The 16,326-nt window shown below is 70.6% G+C and carries 15 protein-coding genes, 1 tRNA gene and 1 pseudogene; 2 read left to right on the top strand and 15 right to left on the bottom strand.

Going from position 1 to position 16,326, the window contains the following annotated elements; genetic code table 11:
• Positions 1-42: 42 nt before the first annotated feature.
• From selB to selD, 3 genes are read right to left on the bottom strand one after another with little or no spacing between them, the layout of a single operon-like run.
• A complete protein-coding gene (gene selB / locus ACTYVM_RS26680; RefSeq protein ID WP_445528399.1) occupies positions 43-1,848 on the bottom strand; it encodes a selenocysteine-specific translation elongation factor in 1,806 nt (601 codons plus the stop codon).
• Positions 1,839-3,221, bottom strand: coding sequence for an L-seryl-tRNA(Sec) selenium transferase (selA, locus tag ACTYVM_RS26685; RefSeq protein ID WP_445528400.1), 1,383 nt, complete (start codon positions 3,219-3,221; stop codon positions 1,839-1,841). Before selA ends, selB begins: the two co-directional genes overlap by 10 nt.
• Positions 3,208-4,242, bottom strand: coding sequence for a selenide, water dikinase SelD (gene selD, locus ACTYVM_RS26690; RefSeq protein ID WP_445528445.1), 1,035 nt, complete (start codon positions 4,240-4,242; stop codon positions 3,208-3,210). The genes selA and selD overlap by 14 nt, the downstream gene beginning before the upstream one ends.
• 108 nt (positions 4,243-4,350) lie before the next feature.
• On the opposite strand from selD, the gene ACTYVM_RS26695 reads away from it, so the two are divergent.
• Positions 4,351-4,446, top strand: a tRNA-Sec gene (locus tag ACTYVM_RS26695).
• A 5-nt stretch (positions 4,447-4,451) separates the two neighbouring features.
• On the opposite strand, the gene ACTYVM_RS26700 is transcribed toward ACTYVM_RS26695, so the two are convergent.
• The 8 genes from ACTYVM_RS26700 to ACTYVM_RS26735 form a co-directional block, all read right to left on the bottom strand.
• Complete coding sequence (locus tag ACTYVM_RS26700; RefSeq protein WP_445528401.1) at positions 4,452-4,709, bottom strand: hypothetical protein; 258 nt, start codon at positions 4,707-4,709, stop codon at positions 4,452-4,454.
• Positions 4,706-5,104 (bottom strand): hypothetical protein, encoded by a 399-nt coding sequence (locus tag ACTYVM_RS26705; RefSeq protein WP_445528402.1) that lies wholly within the window; start codon positions 5,102-5,104, stop codon positions 4,706-4,708. Before ACTYVM_RS26705 ends, ACTYVM_RS26700 begins: the two co-directional genes overlap by 4 nt.
• A 43-nt stretch (positions 5,105-5,147) precedes the next feature.
• Entirely contained in the window at positions 5,148-5,723 is a 576-nt protein-coding gene (locus ACTYVM_RS26710) for a hypothetical protein (protein ID WP_445528403.1), read from the bottom strand.
• Positions 5,724-5,808: 85 nt separating this feature from the next.
• Positions 5,809-6,150, bottom strand: coding sequence for a hypothetical protein (locus tag ACTYVM_RS26715; RefSeq protein ID WP_445528404.1), 342 nt, complete (start codon positions 6,148-6,150; stop codon positions 5,809-5,811).
• A gap of 1 nt (position 6,151) precedes the next feature.
• A complete protein-coding gene (locus ACTYVM_RS26720; protein ID WP_445528405.1) occupies positions 6,152-6,694 on the bottom strand; it encodes a hypothetical protein in 543 nt (180 codons plus the stop codon).
• Positions 6,691-7,239 carry a MauE/DoxX family redox-associated membrane protein gene (locus ACTYVM_RS26725; protein WP_445528406.1) on the bottom strand — a complete coding sequence of 183 codons (549 nt, stop codon included), beginning with the start codon at positions 7,237-7,239 and terminating at the stop codon, positions 6,691-6,693. Before ACTYVM_RS26725 ends, ACTYVM_RS26720 begins: the two co-directional genes overlap by 4 nt.
• Positions 7,240-7,450: 211 nt before the next feature.
• Entirely contained in the window at positions 7,451-7,762 is a 312-nt protein-coding gene (locus ACTYVM_RS26730; RefSeq protein WP_445528407.1) for a hypothetical protein, read from the bottom strand.
• Between the two features lie 106 nt (positions 7,763-7,868).
• Positions 7,869-8,522: a hypothetical protein gene (locus tag ACTYVM_RS26735; protein ID WP_445528408.1), complete on the bottom strand. Its 654-nt coding sequence runs from the start codon at positions 8,520-8,522 to the stop codon at positions 7,869-7,871.
• A 93-nt stretch (positions 8,523-8,615) separates the two neighbouring features.
• Here ACTYVM_RS26735 and ACTYVM_RS26740 point away from each other — a divergent pair.
• Positions 8,616-8,860: pseudogene (locus tag ACTYVM_RS26740) on the top strand (hypothetical protein); the annotation flags it as partial.
• Positions 8,861-8,976: 116 nt separating this feature from the next.
• Here the strand turns inward: ACTYVM_RS26740 and ACTYVM_RS26745 are convergent.
• The 4 genes from ACTYVM_RS26745 to pgm all read right to left on the bottom strand — a co-directional run bounded on the left by ACTYVM_RS26745 (position 8,977) and on the right by pgm (position 16,266).
• Positions 8,977-9,834 carry a hypothetical protein gene (locus ACTYVM_RS26745; RefSeq protein ID WP_445528409.1) on the bottom strand — a complete coding sequence of 286 codons (858 nt, stop codon included), beginning with the start codon at positions 9,832-9,834 and terminating at the stop codon, positions 8,977-8,979.
• A 119-nt stretch (positions 9,835-9,953) separates the two neighbouring features.
• Positions 9,954-11,015 carry an ABC transporter permease gene (locus ACTYVM_RS26750; RefSeq protein ID WP_445528410.1) on the bottom strand — a complete coding sequence of 354 codons (1,062 nt, stop codon included), beginning with the start codon at positions 11,013-11,015 and terminating at the stop codon, positions 9,954-9,956.
• A 109-nt stretch (positions 11,016-11,124) separates the two neighbouring features.
• Positions 11,125-14,499: a pyruvate carboxylase gene (locus ACTYVM_RS26755; protein ID WP_445528411.1), complete on the bottom strand. Its 3,375-nt coding sequence runs from the start codon at positions 14,497-14,499 to the stop codon at positions 11,125-11,127.
• 126 nt (positions 14,500-14,625) lie between these two features.
• Entirely contained in the window at positions 14,626-16,266 is a 1,641-nt protein-coding gene (pgm, locus tag ACTYVM_RS26760; RefSeq protein ID WP_445528412.1) for a phosphoglucomutase (alpha-D-glucose-1,6-bisphosphate-dependent), read from the bottom strand.
• Positions 16,267-16,326: the final 60 nt, after the last annotated feature.

The following is a 16,326-nucleotide window of genomic DNA, read 5'->3' on the forward strand; positions in this document are numbered from 1 at the left end:
CAGATGCCCGACGATGTGGATGACGCGGCCATTGCCGCATCGTCACCGGTCACTGCACCGGGAGCGCAACTCGCGGTGGATGGTGTCGATTCGTCGAGTGGTTCCCGACCGGTCGAGCAGCTCCAGCAGGGGCAGCACCACCCGGCGGCTGGAGCAGAGCATTCGACGGACATCGCTCACGGTGAACTGCGGTGGCAGTTCTGCCATCCGGCGTACCGCCTCGTCGAGCGCGTCCGGCAGCAGGTGGATTCCATCTGTTATCCGGAGCAGTAGGCCTTCGCGGACAGCGGCGGCGAGTTCTGCGGGGCCCAGCCCGGATTCCACGAGTTCTGCGGCTGTCGGTGGGGCGAACGGGGCACTTCGGAGTTGCTCGGTGAGCGTGCGCAGTGCTTTTTCGACGGCAGGGGTGAACACGACCTTCGCGTCGGGTCTGCTCACCCCGAAGGCGCCGATGATCAGATCTGCTGCGGATGTCAGTGGGGTGAGCAACTCCGGGATGGGCAGGCCGAGAGCCTCGCACGCGGCGTGCCGGGGCAGAGCAGGTGCTATGGGGTGCTGGACGGCCCATTTGTCGACGGCTTCGGTGAGCTCGCAGGTCCACCGCTCCCAGCGGGGGCGGTGGATGAGCCAGTCGCCGATTGGCATCGCGTAGCGGGGCGCGGGTGTTCCACCGGGCAGGAGCCCGGTTTCCGTCGCCCAGGCCCGTCGTACTGTGCCTCTGCGGGCCAGCTCGCTTTGCAGGCTGGGTACTTCGGGCAGGACGGCGAGCTCGCGGGCGCGGGACGCTGCCGCCCCACGGCGCCGCAGTTTCGGCGGTGCCACGTCGAGTACGATGGCTCCTGTGAGGATCTGCTGGCCGCCGGGGTCCCGCAGCACCACCCGCTCGCCGAGGTGCACCGGTACCGGCGTCGCCAGCGTCAGTCGCGCTGCGCTCGGGGTGACGCCAGGCAGTACCCGGACGCGTGCCGGGAGAGCGGCCGACCCCAGGTGCACGACGACTTGCTCGGGGATGCGCTCCCCAGCGTGCAGGAGCCGGACGTCCCACACGGTGCCGGTTGCCCATTGACCCGGCCGTACCAGCACATGCCCCCGGCGAAGCCGCGATGCTCCGTCTCCGCGTAGGTTGACGGCTACCCGGCTGACCGCGCTGGCCTGGGGCACGGGCTGTTTGAGGCACTCCATCGCCCGTATCCGCACGGTGTCGCCGGTAGGTTCCGCGCGAAGCTCGTCCCCGACCTGCATTGAGCCGCTGGTGAGGGTTCCGGTCGCGACGATACCGCTGCCGCGTACGGTGAACGCCCGGTCGATCCACAGTCGTTCCGGTCCGTCCTCCGAGGGCGCGGGCAGTCTCTGATCCAGTCGGCGCAGCGCGGCGCGCAGCTCACCGAGCCCGGAGCCGGTGACGGCGCTGACCGCGACGGTTTCGAGCCCGTGCAGCAGGTCGGTGTCGGCCAGCCGGTCGTGTGCCTCCGCGGTCGCGAGGTCGGCGTCGCCGAGGTCGGACCGGGTCACGGCCAGGACTCCGTGCCGGATCCCCAGTGCGCGCAGCGCGGCGACGTGTTCCTCGGTCTGCCGGCACCAGCCTTCGTCTGCGGCGACGACGAGCAGGACGGCGGGGGCGGGGCCTATGCCGGCCAGCATGTTGCCGACGTACCGTTCGTGTCCCGGCACGTCGACGAAGGCGATGGTGGGGCCGCTGTTCGGCAGGGTGGTCCATACGAATCCGAGGTCGAGGGTCATGCCCCGGCGCCGTTCCTCGTCCCAGCGGTCGGGGTCCATGTCGGTCAGCTTCCGCAGCAGGGTGGACTTTCCGTGGTCGACGTGTCCGGCAGTGGCGATCACTCGCATGTGCTGTCCTCATCGTGATCGAAGTTCTTTGCCGCGGCTGCCACCGCCGACAGCAGCCGGGCGTCGTCCTCTGCAGGTACGCACCGCAGGTCCAACAGGCAGGCGCCGTGCTCGACGCGTCCCACCACGGACGGGCTGCCTCTGCGCAGTGCAGCCGCGTAGCGTTCGTCCAGTCGCACCGCCCACCCCTCCAGTGAGACGCCCGGTGCCCCGCCGCCGCCCACGAGTCCCGTGCTGGGCACCGTGCGCGCGTCGACGCCCAGGCCGGTCAGCTCGTGGACCGCGGCGTCGACGCGTGCCCGCAGCCATGTGGGATCGGCGTGCACGGCCTGGGTGACCGGCGTTCTGGGGCCGGTGAGGGTGGCTTCAAGGGCGGCCAGCGCCAACTTGTCCGGGCGCAGCGCGCGTGCGAACGGATGCCGGCGCAACTGGGTGATGAGGCCGGTGCTGCCCAGGAGCAGACCGGCCTGCGGCCCGCCGAGCAGTTTGTCGCCGCTGGCGGTTACCAGGGCGGCGCCCTGACCGAGCCAGTCGGCCGCGTTCGGTTCGTCGGGCAGTAGCGGGTCGCGGGCCAGGAGGCCGGAGCCGATATCGCCGACCACCGGGACGCCGAGCCCGGTCAGTTCGTGTACGGGAACGGCGTGGGTGAAGCCCTCGACGCGGAAGTTCGAGGGATGGATCTTGAGGATGAATGCTGTGTCGGGGCCGCAGGCGTGGGCGTAATCGGCCACGACGGTGCGGTTGGTGGTGCCGACCTCGCGCAACCGGGCGCCGGTGCTGATCAGCAGGTCCGGCAGGCGGAACCCGTCACCGATCTCGATCAGTTCGCCACGGCTGACGATGATCTCGCGTCCGGCGGCGAGGGCGGCGGCCGCCAGCGCCAGTGCGGCAGCACCGTTGTTGACGACATGCGCGTCCTCGGCCGCCGGCACGGCCGCCAGGAGCGCGGCCAGGGTGGCGCGGCCGCGTCGGGCCCGAGTACCGGTCTCGGTGTCGTACTCGACGTCGACGTAGCCAGCGGCGGTGGACAGTGCGGCCACCGCCGCGGCCGACAGCGGCGCGCGGCCGAGGTTGGTGTGGACCACTACGCCGGTGGCGTTGAGCACGGAGGTCAGCGTGGTCGCGGTCGTGGGCAGCAGACCGGCGGCGGTGTGGGCGACCGCCTCCGGTGCGATCTCCCCTCGCCGGGCGCTGTCCTGGGCACGGTGGATCGCGTGCTTGACTGCCGCAGCGCCCAGCCGGTCCACGGCATCGGCGAACGGCGCCCCGGCCAGCAGCACGTCGGTCCGGGGGATCCGACGCCGGGCGTCTGCGGTGGTTGCCGACCGGTCACCGCCCGCTCTGTGACGGCTGTGTTCGTCAGCGGACGACAACAGGGTGCTCTCCGGCAGGAACGAGCTCTCCGATGACGGGGGCCCCAGGGATCTCTCCGGCGACCAGCAGGCCGCCCGAGGTCTGGGCGTCAGCCAGCAGCAGCCGTTCATTCTCGCTGAGGCCCGGTCCCCACGCCGTGTGGGGACTGGCCCAAGCGAGGTTGCGGTGAGTGCCGCCGCTGACGAACCCGTCGCGTACCGCCTGGCGCGCGCCATCGAGGTAGGGCACGGTAGCGGAGTCCAGCACCGCCGTGACGCCACTCGCACGCGCCAGTTTGAGCACGTGGCCCAGCAGGCCGAAGCCGGTGACGTCCGTGGCGCACTCGACGCCTGCCGCCAGCGCGGCCCGTGACGCCTCCTGGTTGAGCGCCACCATCGTCTCCACCGCGTGTGCGAAGCGCTCCCCGGTTGCCTTGTGACGGGTATTGAGGACGCCGATGCCAAGCGGCTTCGTGAGCGTCAACGGCAGTCCGGGGCGTCCGGCGTCGTTGCGCAGCAGCCGGTGGGGGTCGGCGAGGCCGGTCACCGCCAGGCCGTACTTCGGTTCCGGATCGTCGATGCTGTGCCCCCCGGCCAGGTGGCAGCCCGCAGCCTGCGTCACCTCCAACCCGCCCCGCAGGACTTCACGCAGGAGTTCGACGGGGAGCTCCTCGCGGGGCCAGGCGACCAGATTGACCGCGGTCAGCGGGGTACCACCCATGGCATACACATCCGAGAGGGCGTTGGCTGCCGCGATGCGGCCCCAGTCGAAGGCGTCGTCAACGACAGGGGTGAAGAAATCCGTTGTGAGGACGACGGCGTTGTTCTCTCCGAGGGAGACGACGGCAGCGTCGTCGCCGTTCTCCAGGCCGACGAGCAGAGCCCCGGCGCCCTCCGCGACCAGGGGCGCGACGTGCCTCCCGGACAGGTCACCGACGAGAGCCTCGAGCTCGCCGGGAGGCAGCTTGCAGGCGCATCCGCCGCCGCGCGCGTACTGCGTCAGCCGGAGCGGATCGCGGTGGGCCGTCTCGGATGCGGGCAAGGAGCCGGGTGCGGTCACGGGTGATGCTGCTTTCGTCGATGGGTGAGTTGCGTCGGCCGCTTCCCGGGAAGCCCCCGGAAACCGGCCGAGTCGTTTAGAGTGACGAGCGGAGGCGTCAGGGTTCCTGGTGGGCCTCCCCGCCTTCAAAGCGGGAGGGACGGGGCATCCCCGTCCGGCGGGTTCGATTCCCGTCCGCCTCCGCCACTTCGTCACCGGTCGACGCGAATGCGCACCACTTCGTCGGCCTCGGAGCGGACCAGCGTCGGCTCCGAGGTGCGGAGCATGCTGCCCGCCTTCACGGTCCGCACGGCGTTGCCGAGGTCGACTGCCGGCCGGTTGTAATGGACGGAGACGATTTTGTCGGGGTTTCCGTCGGCCTGGAGTGTCGCGGCGACCAGGACGTCGATGGTGCCGTCACTGTTGTTCTTGATGAACGCGTAGCCCTTGTCGACGGGGGTGATGGTCATGGCTGGCTCCTCCGGTCTGCGTGCGATGAGTGGTGTGGTCGGGCAGGGGAGGCACCGATCGGGCGGATCGGCTCCTCCCCTGCGTCGACCGGGGTCTCGAACATGACGTTCCGCCAGTCCCCCCGGTAGCTGTAGATCCCGCAGGCGGTGGCGGCGCGCAGCCGCCCCGGTATGCGGGCGGCGGAGACGTGCCGCGTCACCTGCCCCATGTCGTAGATGCTCCCCAGGCTGTCCCACACGGAGAAGCTGAGCAGGGTTCGCTGCCGCCACTGGACGTACGTCGTTCCGCCGAGGTAGCCACCGGCGTAACGGCGCACATCCTTCTTCACCGTGCGGTGGAGCAGGCGGATGAGCAGCAGGGCATACAGGCTCCGACACTCGAACCTGGTGATCACTATCTGTCCGCGTGGATCTTCGGCTCGTACTCTCTCGCTCATCTCATCCGCCCTGTACGGCGATCGCCGCAGCCAGCGCCATCAGCGCGATACCCGCGACACGTCGCATCGGCAGGAACCACGTCCGGTCGCGGTCGCCGACGAGCGCCGGACCACGCAGGGCGAAGAGCACACTGCGACCGGCGATAGTGACCACCGACACCATGGTCATCCCGATCAGCACCGCCCAGGAAGCGGACGGTGAGATGAGGACGCACCCCGTCAGCGCACCCCATGTCAGCGATGTGCTCTTCTGCGTGGTGAACAGCAGCGACAGGTCGAACCCCCACACCGCCCCAAGCCGCCACGGCGGCAGGGTGCGCACCAGAGCCTGGGGAACCTGGCGCCAGATGTGCGGCGTACGACCGGCGACGTCCAGGCCACCGAACACCGCGAGCGCGATCGCCGCTGCGATGTACCGAGGTGTGTCCGGCAGTACCGTCCCGACCAGTGTGCCCAGAGCAAAGAACACCGCGGCCAACAGGGTCGACGCGAGGGCTCCTCCGGTCATCAGCCCCAGCAGGAACCTCGTCCCCTGCGCTCGACTGCGGCTCAACATCGGGCCGGCGACCCCGGCCATGGACTGGCCTCAAGGGCTGAATACCTGGAGGATTGCACCGATCCCCCCGACCACGAGCCACGTCACCATGTCCACTCCCCATCCGTCAGTTGTACTGGCACTGCGCTGCAGACAGCTTGTTGCCCGCCGTCTCGCAACAGGCGCAGTGCAGGTAGGGGTTTGCACTGCAGTACCAGATGTAGGCGGCGTGAGCACTGCAGTACGAGTAGGTGGTGTTCTCGGGGTAGTTGGCGAGGCTGCAGCACAGGGGTTGGGCGGACGCCTTCGTGGCCGCGGCGGTGCCGACGAACACGGCGGCGGACGTGGCCAGGCCGGTAGTACCGATTCTGCTCAGCAGCCGCCGACGGCCGAGCTTCTTCCCGTCGCTCCCATGGCCGTCGGGCTGTGCGTTGTCCGCCGCCGTGTTCCTCGCACGCAGATTGAACATGTCAGTGTGCCCCTTCCAGTATGGTTCCGATGAACTGTTCCCGGATGGCCTGTACGGTGCCGAAGGTGTAGGCCTCGGTGAGCACTCCCTCCTCGAAGACGAGGGCCGACGGGCTGGAATTAACGCCGAAATTCCCGGTGACCCACGACCCACCTTCGTCGACCAGATGTGGCATGCGCCCCAGTGCATACTCGGCCACGAACGCCTCGCCCGTCTCTCTGCTACCCGTGGAGACCACCAAGCCGACGGCTTCGCCGAGCGCGCCGTCGGGAAGCTGACCTAGCTCCCCCGCGACCTTGGTGCACGTGGTGCATATCGGGCTGAGAACGAGGACCACTGCACGCTCCATCCCGGCGAGCGGGAGGAGCCCGGCCGGCCATGCGGCGGCAGTGGCACCAGGACGGTAGTCCTTCAGCGGTCTGATCTGATCGGCGGCGGCTTCGTTCTCGGCCGGCAGTCTGGACGACAGTTCACCCAGCATCGCGTAGAGCAGCACGACTGCCGCGGTAAGTGCAAGCAGCGCGGTGGCCAATATGATGGTCATGCGGTTCTTTCCCCTCCGTTGGTGGCGTGGCGAAGAACGGTGCGGAGGTGTTGCCGAGCGCCGACCAGCAGCCACCCGGCCGAGAGGGTGACTGCCAGCAGGGCCGTCGCCGATCCGAACGACGCGTCGTTCGCCGTCCCTCGAAGTGCGAGGGCAAGAACCGTGAAACCGGTGAAAACTGCACCGATCGCGATGTTGGCAGGGCCCAGCGGGCGGCCGCTCTCGGCCCCGAAGCAGCCGCACGGCTTGCCGGTCCCTCGCGCCATACCTCCCGCTCCGGCCGCGGCGAATCCGAGCCCGAGAACCAGCACCATCATGAGTGCCGCAAGACGCAGCACGGGCAGCACAGTCGCGATCGCCGCTGTCATTTCGACTACCCCGAGGGCGCGTATCCAGGCGGTGGGGACGGGGCCATGACTCCGCTTCAGCTCGCCTACCGCTGCCGCAGCGACAGCGGGTGCAGCCAGCTTGGCTGCACCCGCACGGACGAGAACCGCGATCACGGCAGCATGGGCGGCAGCCAGGAACCACGCAACTGCGCTCATCGGGCACCTCCGGCACCCGAGGCAGATCTACCTGACGGACCTTCCATCACGCCCCCCACGCCTATCCAGGGATGGTCAACACCCTTGATATCAATGCCAGTTGAGAAGTATCCGCGAGTCACCGTAGAGGCTCTTCACAGAAAGCGCCATCCTTCGTCACCAGTCAGTTCGACAACCGGCTCATAGCTGACGAAGGCCGCGCCGCACGACATCACGCGGAGCGATAGGAGAGATCGACGGTGTCGGTGTGGCCGCTCCACCGCAGGGTGAAGGTCCAGCAGCCCGCCGCGGGCATGTCAATGATGGAAGGTCCTGGTCCGCCGCGGATGGTCCGCTCAACCACCTGTCCCGAGTCGGCCGCCTCGGCCGTAATGAGCAGGTTCCCGTCCCCACCGGTCGTGTCATTGCCGTCCCGAGCCACCCAGAGGATCTTGTTCTGGCGGCCTTCCCCGACCGGGGCGTGCAGGGGGTGACCGAAGATCACCCCTGCGATCTGGCCGTGGTTACCGACCACGTACTTCACCTCGCTATCGCTGCTGAATCCACTCCGCGCCCACTCGGGGGGCTGCCCCGAGCGGACCTCGGGATGGCAGCCAGCGGCGCTGCGCGTACCGTCTCCACCTCCGGAGTCAGTTGCGCTCGCCGTCCCGTCCTCCCCGGTGCACCCCGTCAGGGCCATCACACAAGCAACAGCGATGCCAAGCAGCCCATGCCTCTTCGTTCCCGTACATCCGGGCGTTCTCATCCGGTCTCCGTTCCGTCGCCCGCCTCTGGTGGCGACGGAACGATCGAACATCCTCCCCCCAGCGCACACAACACCGCGTACGCCCCTGATATCCGCCTGGGACCCTGCCCTTGCCGGAAACCTCGTCCCCCAGGTCACGCTGCGTGTCCGTACTCGTGGGGATGCCGCCGAGGCGCTCGCGTCTGCGTATGTCGAAGCGGGTGATCCGCTCTGGCTCGTTGATCGCTCGGGGCAAGGGGTGCAGCGGTCGGGCGTTTGCGATGCCCTGATGCGGCCCATGGGAATCGTAGAATCGCTCGAACTCCCACAGAGCGCGGCAGAGGTAGCGCTGGCTCCAGATCAACGTGCGGTCCAGCAGCTCACGCCGACACGTCTGCACCCACCTCTCCATGGTCGAGTTCATTCGCGGCATCTGGACCCCGCTGAGCACGACCTCGACCCCCGCGTCCTTCAAGATGGCGTCGAACAGCTCAGGAAACTTGCCGTCCCTGTCCCGGATCATGAAACGCGCTCGGCAACCCACGTCCTCCAGGTCCATGACGAGATTCTTCGCCGCCTGGACCACCCAGACCACGGACGGGTGCGCGGTCGTACCCACAATCCGGACGCGGCGGCTGGCGTGCTCGATCCCGCGCCCTTCTCGGACGCCGTGAACGCCATGTTCGGCGGTTCCTGGGGCGGCTGGGCCGTCGCGCTGGCCGCGCTGGTGTCGATGACCGGCTGCACGCGGCCGCCTTCTCGCTGTGGCTCGTCGCGGGCGCCGGGTACGCGGCGGTCTACCAGGGCGTGCTGTTCCTGTTCGCGGGCGTCCTCGTCTACGCGGTGATGGCGGCCCGCCGGAACAGGGCTGCAGAGGGCCCCTCGCATATGCCCTGACCTGCGGTTTCTCTCCGACCTGCGGAACTTCCACGCTTCAACCCGCGTCAGCCCCTCCCGCCCCGCCTCGGGCCGCCTCGAACCGTCGCTCGCGTTCCCGTGGGAACACCGCGTGGTCACCACGAACGCGTAGTGGACTGGACGGCGTAGCTGTCGACGAGGGAGAAGGCGGCCACGTAGCGGTGCGCGGTGTAGGCGGAGCGACTCACCGTGTCGGTCAACAGGGGGTGCCAGGCGAGGTAGACGGTCCCGTCGACCCCGGACTTCTCCACTGTGCCGCCGATTTGGATGTCGCCGGTGTCCGCTCTGGGCGTGCACGGACGCTCCGCCACCGCCACTCGCAGCCGGACGCCGAGCCCACCGTGCGGAATACCGTGCTTCCGCGTGCCCGGGTTGTACGTCGTGGACAGGCAGATCGGCTGCGAACCCGGGGGTTCGGTGCTTCCCCGCTGCGACGCGGCCGGGGACGGGTCACCGCCGGCCTGGCTCATCCAGGTCGCAGTCCCGGTCAGCGTGTTCGGGGACGAACCCGAGCCCACCCACGCCTGTTCGGCCAGCACCCCGTCGAGTTGGTGGAGGTGCGTGCGGATGTCCCCGTCGAACGCGAGGTAGAGGACGCTGCTGCGGACGCAGTTGATCGGTGCCCAGTCCGCTGGGCCGAAGAACGGGTTCTGGTCCTCCGTCCGGCAGGAGTCCGCCACCGATGTGCCGAGCGGAACGGCCCAGGGCAGCGCCGACGTCAGGCTCGTCAGGCGCGCTGAACTCGTCCGTGCCGCGGCCGCGTCGGCGGCCCGGGTGGCGGCGGAGTGCGCGAAGGCGCCGACGTCGGGCGGCGTACGGTCCAAGGTGCGGTGAAGCTGCCACAGCGCGCAGAGCACCAGCGCGCACACCACGCCGACCGCGACCAGCACGGTGATCACGCATCCGCGTGCCGGCGCCCCCGCCCGGCCGCGTCCCCCCGTTGGATGATCCATGTCTGCATGGTCGCGGGCCGACACCGGGTTCGGGACAACAAACCGGTCTCCTTACGGTCTCGCCAACCGGAACGGTGCGTGGACGGTGACCGATCGCCACCACGGCGTTGCGGTCCGGCTCAGGGAGTCGCGTGGGCCGGGTGGCCCGGGCGGCCGCCGGGGTGGCGGCGGTGCCGGAATCCGAAGACCGTGCAGGAGACGACGATCCAGCCCGCCAGGACCAGGAACGGGAAGGCGTGCTGGTGGCCCGGGAAGTACACGGCGGTGTGCTGGGCGTTCACCGAGGCCCCGGGCGGCAGCCAGCGGCCGACGACTCCGAGCGGGGAGGGCAGCAGCGGCCAGGAGACCGCGCCGCCCGAGGACGGGTTGCCGAGCATCACCAGCAGAACCCACGTCGGCAACATGGCCCAGCGGCCGAACAAGGTGTTGAACATCGTGAAGACCATGCCGGTCGTGAACATCGTCAGCGTCAGGATCAGCCAGGACTCGACGAACGGCAGACGCAGCGCAACGAGCAGCCAGTCCACCACCGCGGCGATCACGAATCCGCCGAGCAGGGCGTAGACGACGGTGAAGGCGATCCGCGCCACCGGGTTCAGCGCGGCCGCGTGCACGCTCAGCTGGATGGCGCCGATGAAGCCGATGACGACGGCCGCAAGCGAGATGTAGAAGATCGCCAGCCCGCGCGGGTCGCCCTGCTGCAGCGGCTTGAGGTCGTGGACCACGACCGGTACGCCGGCGGCCTTCCCGGTCGTCATCGCCGCCTGAGTCAGCACCTGGGCGACGGTCGCGCCCGACGCGCCGGACACGTCCACGGTGATGGCGCGGCCGGGCGTGGGAACGTCGAGCACGGCGAACACCCTCTGGTCGTCCACCGCCTGCTCCGCCGCGCTCCGGCTGCCGAACGCGTGCAAGCGCAGGGAAGCGGCCAGGGCCTTCTCCATGCCCGCGACGAAGCGGACGCCCTGCGGCTGGTCGTAGGCGCCGACGACCGCGACGGGGACGGTGTGCGGGGTGGGGTTCGCCATGGCGTACGTGTAGGACCCCGCGAACAGTCCGGCCGCGGCGGCGAGGATCAGCGTGAGCACGGTCGCGGGCAGGAAGGGCGACACCCGGAAGGCGGCCCAGCGCTCGGCGAGGGTGGGCGGTCGGCCATGAACACCATGCGGCAAGTCGGGCATATCACCCACGCTAGATGATCACGCGACCGAGCCACCCTCCGACGGAACGCGGCAGACGGCTGCGGCACGTCACCACGCCGACGGACGCTCGTACGGCGGCGCCGGCGGCTCAGCCGATCTCGACGAGCAGGTCGCCGCCCTCCACCTGCTGGATGCGGTTGATGGCCGGCCTGGTCACCCGGCCGGCCCTGGGGGCGGTGATGGCGGCCTCCATCTTCATCGCCTCGATGGTGGCCACGGTCGCGCCGGCCGCCACCTCGTCGCCCTCGGCGACCGCGAGGGTCACCACCCCGGCGAACGGTGCCGCCACATGGCCGGGGTTGGCCCGGTCGGCCTTCTCGGTCACGGGGATGTCGGAGGCCGCCGCGGCGTCGCGCACCTGGATCGGGCGGAGCTGGCCGTTCAGCGTGGACATCACGGTGCGCATCCCGCGTTCGTCCGCCTCGCCGATGGCCTGGAGCTCGATGAGGAGCCGCACGCCGGGTTCGAGGTCGACGGCGTACTCGTAGGCGGGGCGCAGCCCGTAGAAGAAGTCCTTGCTGTCCAGCACGCTGGTGTCGCCGTAGGCCTGGCGGTGGGCCTCGAAGTCCCGCGTCGGACCGGGGAACAGCAGCCGGTTGAGCGTGGCGCGGCGGGACTTCTCCAGGCCGGTGCGGTCCTCGGCGCTCAGCTCGGTGACGGGCTTGGCCTCCGCGCGGCCCCGCAGCGCTTTGGTGCGGAACGGCTCAGGCCAGCCGCCGGGCGGCGTGCCCAGCTCACCGCGCAGGAAGCCGATCACGGAGTCGGGGATGTCGAACCGGTCCGGCGCCGCCTCGAACTCCTCCGGGCCCACACCGGCGCCGACCAGGTGCAGGGCGAGGTCGCCGACCACCTTGGACGAGGGGGTGACCTTGACGAGGCGGCCCAGGATGCGGTCCGCGGCGGCGTACATCGCCTCGATGTCCTCGAAACGATCGCCAAGGCCCAGCGCGACCGCCTGGGTGCGCAGGTTGGACAGCTGACCGCCGGGGATCTCGTGGCGGTAGACGCGCCCGGTCGGCGAGGCCAGTCCCGCCTCGAACGGGGCGTAGACCTTGCGGACGCTCTCCCAGTACGGCTCCAGGTCGCCGACCGCCCTCAGGTCGAGGCCGGTGGGCCGGTCGGAGTGGTCGGTGGCGGCGACGATCGCCGACAGCGACGGCTGGGAGGTGGTGCCGGCCATGGAGGCGACCGCGCCGTCCACGGCGTCGGCGCCGGCCTGGACGGCGGCGAGGTAGGTGGCGAGCTGACCGCCGGCGGTGTCGTGGGTGTGCAGGTGGACCGGCAGGTCGAACTCGCGCCGCAGCGCCGAGACGAGCCGGGCCGCGGCGGGCGCGCGCAGCAGCCCCGCCATGTCCTTCACGGCCAGGACGTGCGCTCCGGCGGCCACGATCTGCTCGGCCAGACGCAGGTAGTAGTCCAGGGTGTACAGGCGCTCGGCGGGGTCGGACAGGTCCCCCGTGTAGCACAGGGCGACCTCGGCGACCGCCGTCCCGGTCTCGCGTACGGCGTCGATGGCCGGGCGCATCTGGCCCACGTCGTTCAGGGCGTCGAAGATGCGGAAGATGTCGATGCCGGTGGCGGCGGCCTCCTGGACGAAGGCGTCGGTCACCTCGGTCGGGTAGGGGGTGTACCCCACGGTGTTGCGGCCGCGCAGCAGCATCTGGAGGCAGAGGTTGGGCACCGCCTCGCGCAGGGCGGCCAGGCGCTCCCAGGGGTCCTCGGCGAGGAAGCGCAGGGCGACGTCGTAGGTGGCCCCGCCCCAGCATTCCAGGGACAGCAGCTGGGGCAGGGTCCGCGCCACGACCGGGGCGGCGGCGAGGAGGTCCTTGGTGCGCACCCGGGTGGCGAGCAGCGACTGGTGCGCGTCGCGGAAGGTGGTGTCGGTGACGCCGATGGTCGGCGACTCGCGCAGCCGGCGGGCGAAGCCCTCGGGGCCGAGTTCGACGAGCCTCTGCCTCGAGCCGGGGGGCGTCTCGCCCGCGGGCAGCGGCGGCAGCTTGGTGACCGGGTCGATCAGCTCGGGCCGTTCCCCGTGGGGCTTGTTCACGGTGACGTCGGCGAGGTACGTGAGCAGTTTGGTGCCGCGGTCGGCGGAGGAGCGCGCGGTCAGCAGGTGGGGGCGCTGCTCGATGAACGACGTGGTGACCCGGCCGGCCTGGAAGTCGGGGTCGTCCAGTACGGCCTGGAGGAACGGGATGTTGGTGGCGACCCCGCGGATGCGGAACTCGGCCACGGCGCGCCGGGCCCGGCCGATCGCGGCCTTGAAGTCCCGTCCGCGGCAGGTGAGTTTGACGAGCATCGAGTCGAAGTGCGCGCTGATCTCGGTGCCCGCGTGGGTGGTTCCGCCGTCCAGGCGGATGCCGGAGCCGCCCGGGGAGCGGTAGGCGCTGATGCGTCCGGTGTCCGGGCGGAAGCCGTTGGCCGGGTCCTCGGTGGTGATGCGGCACTGCAGGGCGGCGCCGCGCAGGGTGACGGTGTCCTGGGAGAGCCCGAGGTCGGCCAGGGACTCGCCGGCGGCGATGCGGAGCTGGGCCTGGACCAGGTCGACGTCGGTGACCTCCTCGGTGACCGTGTGCTCGACCTGGATGCGCGGGTTCATCTCGATGAAGACGTGGTTGCCGTCGCGGTCGAGCAGGAACTCCACGGTGCCCGCGTTGCGGTAGCCGATCTCCCGGGCGAAGCGCACCGCGTCGGCGCAGATCCGCTCCCGCAGGGCGGGGTCGAGGTTCGGCGCGGGGGCGAGCTCGATCACCTTCTGGTGGCGGCGCTGGAGCGAGCAGTCGCGCTCGAAGAGGTGGATGACGTCGCCCTGGCCGTCGGAGAGGATCTGCACCTCGATGTGGCGCGGGTCGACGACGGCCTTCTCCAGGAACACGGTGGGGTCGCCGAACGCGGACGCCGCCTCCCGGGACGCCGCCTCGATGGACTCGCGCAGCGCGGCGGGGTCCTCCACCCGGCGCATGCCGCGCCCTCCGCCGCCCGCGACCGCCTTGACGAACACGGGAAAGCCGATGTCCTCGGCGGCGCGGACCAGTTCGTCGACGTCGGTGGAGGGCGCGCAGGAGCCGAGCACCGGCACGCCGGCCGCGCGGGCGGCCGCCACGGCGCGGGCCTTGTTCCCCGTCAGCTCCAGCGTGGCGGCGTCCGGCCCGACGAAGGTGATGCCCGACTCCTCGCAGGCGCGGGCGAGTTCGGGGTTCTCGGACAGGAACCCGTAGCCGGGGTAGACGGCGTCCGCCCCCGCCCGGCGTGCCGCGCGGACGATCTCCTCGACGGAGAGGTAGGCGCGGACCGGGTGCCCCGGCTGGCCGATCTGGTAGGCCTCGTCGGCTTTCAGCCGGTGCAGCGAGTTGCGGTCCTCGTGCGGGAAGACGGCGACGGTTCGCGCGCCCAGTTCGTAGCCGGCGCGGAACGCGCGGATCGCGATCTCGCCGCGGTTGGCGACCAGCACCTTGCGGAACATGCTTCATCCCTTCGGCCTGCCGGTGAAAGGACCCATGGTGTCGGGCATGCCCCCGTCATGCCATGTGAGCCGGGCCACTCGTCCCGATTGTCTCCCGCGCTCCCGCCGCTGTCGTCGGTGCCGTCGTCATCCGCCCAGTGCCGCGTGGACGACGCGTTCGGCCTCGTCCTGGACCTGGGAGAGGTGGTCGGGGCCCCGGAAGGACTCGGCGTAGATCTTGTAGACGTCCTCGGTGCCCGAGGGGCGGGCCGCGAACCAGGCGTTCTCGGTGGTCACCTTGATGCCGCCGATGGGTGCGCCGTTGCCGGGCGCCTCGGTGAGGACGGCGGTGACCTGCTCCCCGGCGAGGGTGTCGGCGGTGACCTGGGCCGGGGACAGCCTGGCCAGACGGGCCTTCTCCTCGCGGGTGGCCGGCGCGTCGACGCGGGCGTAGGCGGGTTCGCCGAAGCGGGCGGTGAGTTCCGCGTAGTGCTGGGACGGCGTCCGGTCGGTGACGGCCGTGATCTCGGAGGCGAGCAGGGCCAGGACGATGCCGTCCTTGTCGGTGGTCCACACCGAGCCGTCCCGGCGCAGGAACGACGCTCCGGCGGACTCCTCGCCGCCGAAGCCGAGCGAGGAGCCGATCAGCCCGTCCACGAACCACTTGAAGCCCACGGGCACTTCGACGAGCCGGCGGCCGAGGTCCGCGGCGACCCGGTCGATCATGCCGGAGGAGACCAGTGTCTTGCCGACGCCCGCCTCGCCGGGCCAGCGGGTGCGGTGGGCGTAGAGGTAGGAGATGGCCACGGCGAGGTAGTGGTTGGGGTTCATCAGCCCGGCGTCCGGGGTGACGATGCCGTGCCGGTCGGCGTCGGCGTCGTTGCCCGTGGCGATCCGGAAGCGGTCGCGCTGCCCGATGAGCGAGGCCATCGCGTACGGCGAGGAGCAGTCCATACGGATCTTGCCGTCCCAGTCCAGCGTCATGAAGCGCCAGGTGGGGTCGGTGAGCGGGTTGACCACGGTCAGGTCGAGCCGGTGCTGTTCGGCGATGCGGCCCCAGTAGCGGACGGAGGCGCCGCCCAGCGGGTCGGCACCGATGCGCACACCGGCGTCCCGGACCGCGTCGAGGTCGAGCACGCTCGGCAGATCGGTGACGTAGGCGCCGAGGAAGTCGTGGCGGCCGGTGCCGGGCGCGGCCAGCGCGCGGGTGTACGGGACGCGCCGTACGTCCTTCAGGCCGCCCGCGATGATCTCGTTGGCCCGGTCCTGGATCCAGGAGGTCGCCGCCGAGCCCGCCGGGCCGCCGTTGGGCGGGTTGTACTTGAAGCCGCCGTCACCGGGCGGGTTGTGCGACGGGGTCACGACCACGCCGTCGGCGAGGCCCGAGGTGCGCGAGCGGTTGTGCGTCAGGATCGCGTGGGAGACGGCCGGGGTGGGGGTGTAGCCGTCCGCCGTGTCGACGAGGACGGTGACGTCGTTGGCCGCGAGGACCTCCAGCGCGGTGACCCGCGCGGGCTCGGACAGGGCGTGCGTGTCCGCGCCCAGGAAGAGGGGCCCGTCGGTACCCTGGCGTGCGCGGTACTCGCAGATCGCCTGGCTGGTCGCGGCGATGTGGTCCTCGTTGAACGCCGTCGCCAGGGACGATCCGCGGTGTCCGGAGGTTCCGAACGCCACCCGCTGTCCCGTCTCGGCCGGGTCGGGGTGCAGCGCGTAGTACGCCGTCACCAGCCGGGCGACGTCGATCAGGTCCTCGGGTCCGGCCGGCTTGCCCGCTCGCTCGTGCCGCATGCCACCCACGCTCCTCCGCGTCGTCGTGCGTCTGCTGTCCGCTCGCGCTCTCATCTTCCC

The organism is Streptomyces cyslabdanicus (genome assembly GCF_052663305.1).

What these genes read in the sequence shown, in the direction of transcription:
- ACTYVM_RS26750 (WP_445528410.1), bottom strand. Translation starts at nt 11,015, where the DNA reads ATGCCCGACTTGCCGCATGGTGTTCATGGCCGACCGCCCACCCTCGCC.
- selB (WP_445528399.1), bottom strand. Translation starts at nt 1,848, where the DNA reads ATGCGAGTGATCGCCACTGCCGGACACGTCGACCACGGAAAGTCCACC.
- ACTYVM_RS26715 (WP_445528404.1), bottom strand. Translation starts at nt 6,150, where the DNA reads ATGTTCAATCTGCGTGCGAGGAACACGGCGGCGGACAACGCACAGCCC.
- ACTYVM_RS26710 (WP_445528403.1), bottom strand. Translation starts at nt 5,723, where the DNA reads ATGGCCGGGGTCGCCGGCCCGATGTTGAGCCGCAGTCGAGCGCAGGGG.
- ACTYVM_RS26720 (WP_445528405.1), bottom strand. Translation starts at nt 6,694, where the DNA reads ATGACCATCATATTGGCCACCGCGCTGCTTGCACTTACCGCGGCAGTC.
- ACTYVM_RS26735 (WP_445528408.1), bottom strand. Translation starts at nt 8,522, where the DNA reads ATGGACCTGGAGGACGTGGGTTGCCGAGCGCGTTTCATGATCCGGGAC.
- ACTYVM_RS26700 (WP_445528401.1), bottom strand. Translation starts at nt 4,709, where the DNA reads ATGACCATCACCCCCGTCGACAAGGGCTACGCGTTCATCAAGAACAAC.
- ACTYVM_RS26755 (WP_445528411.1), bottom strand. Translation starts at nt 14,499, where the DNA reads ATGTTCCGCAAGGTGCTGGTCGCCAACCGCGGCGAGATCGCGATCCGC.
- ACTYVM_RS26745 (WP_445528409.1), bottom strand. Translation starts at nt 9,834, where the DNA reads ATGGATCATCCAACGGGGGGACGCGGCCGGGCGGGGGCGCCGGCACGC.
- ACTYVM_RS26725 (WP_445528406.1), bottom strand. Translation starts at nt 7,239, where the DNA reads ATGAGCGCAGTTGCGTGGTTCCTGGCTGCCGCCCATGCTGCCGTGATC.
- pgm (WP_445528412.1), bottom strand. Translation starts at nt 16,266, where the DNA reads ATGCGGCACGAGCGAGCGGGCAAGCCGGCCGGACCCGAGGACCTGATC.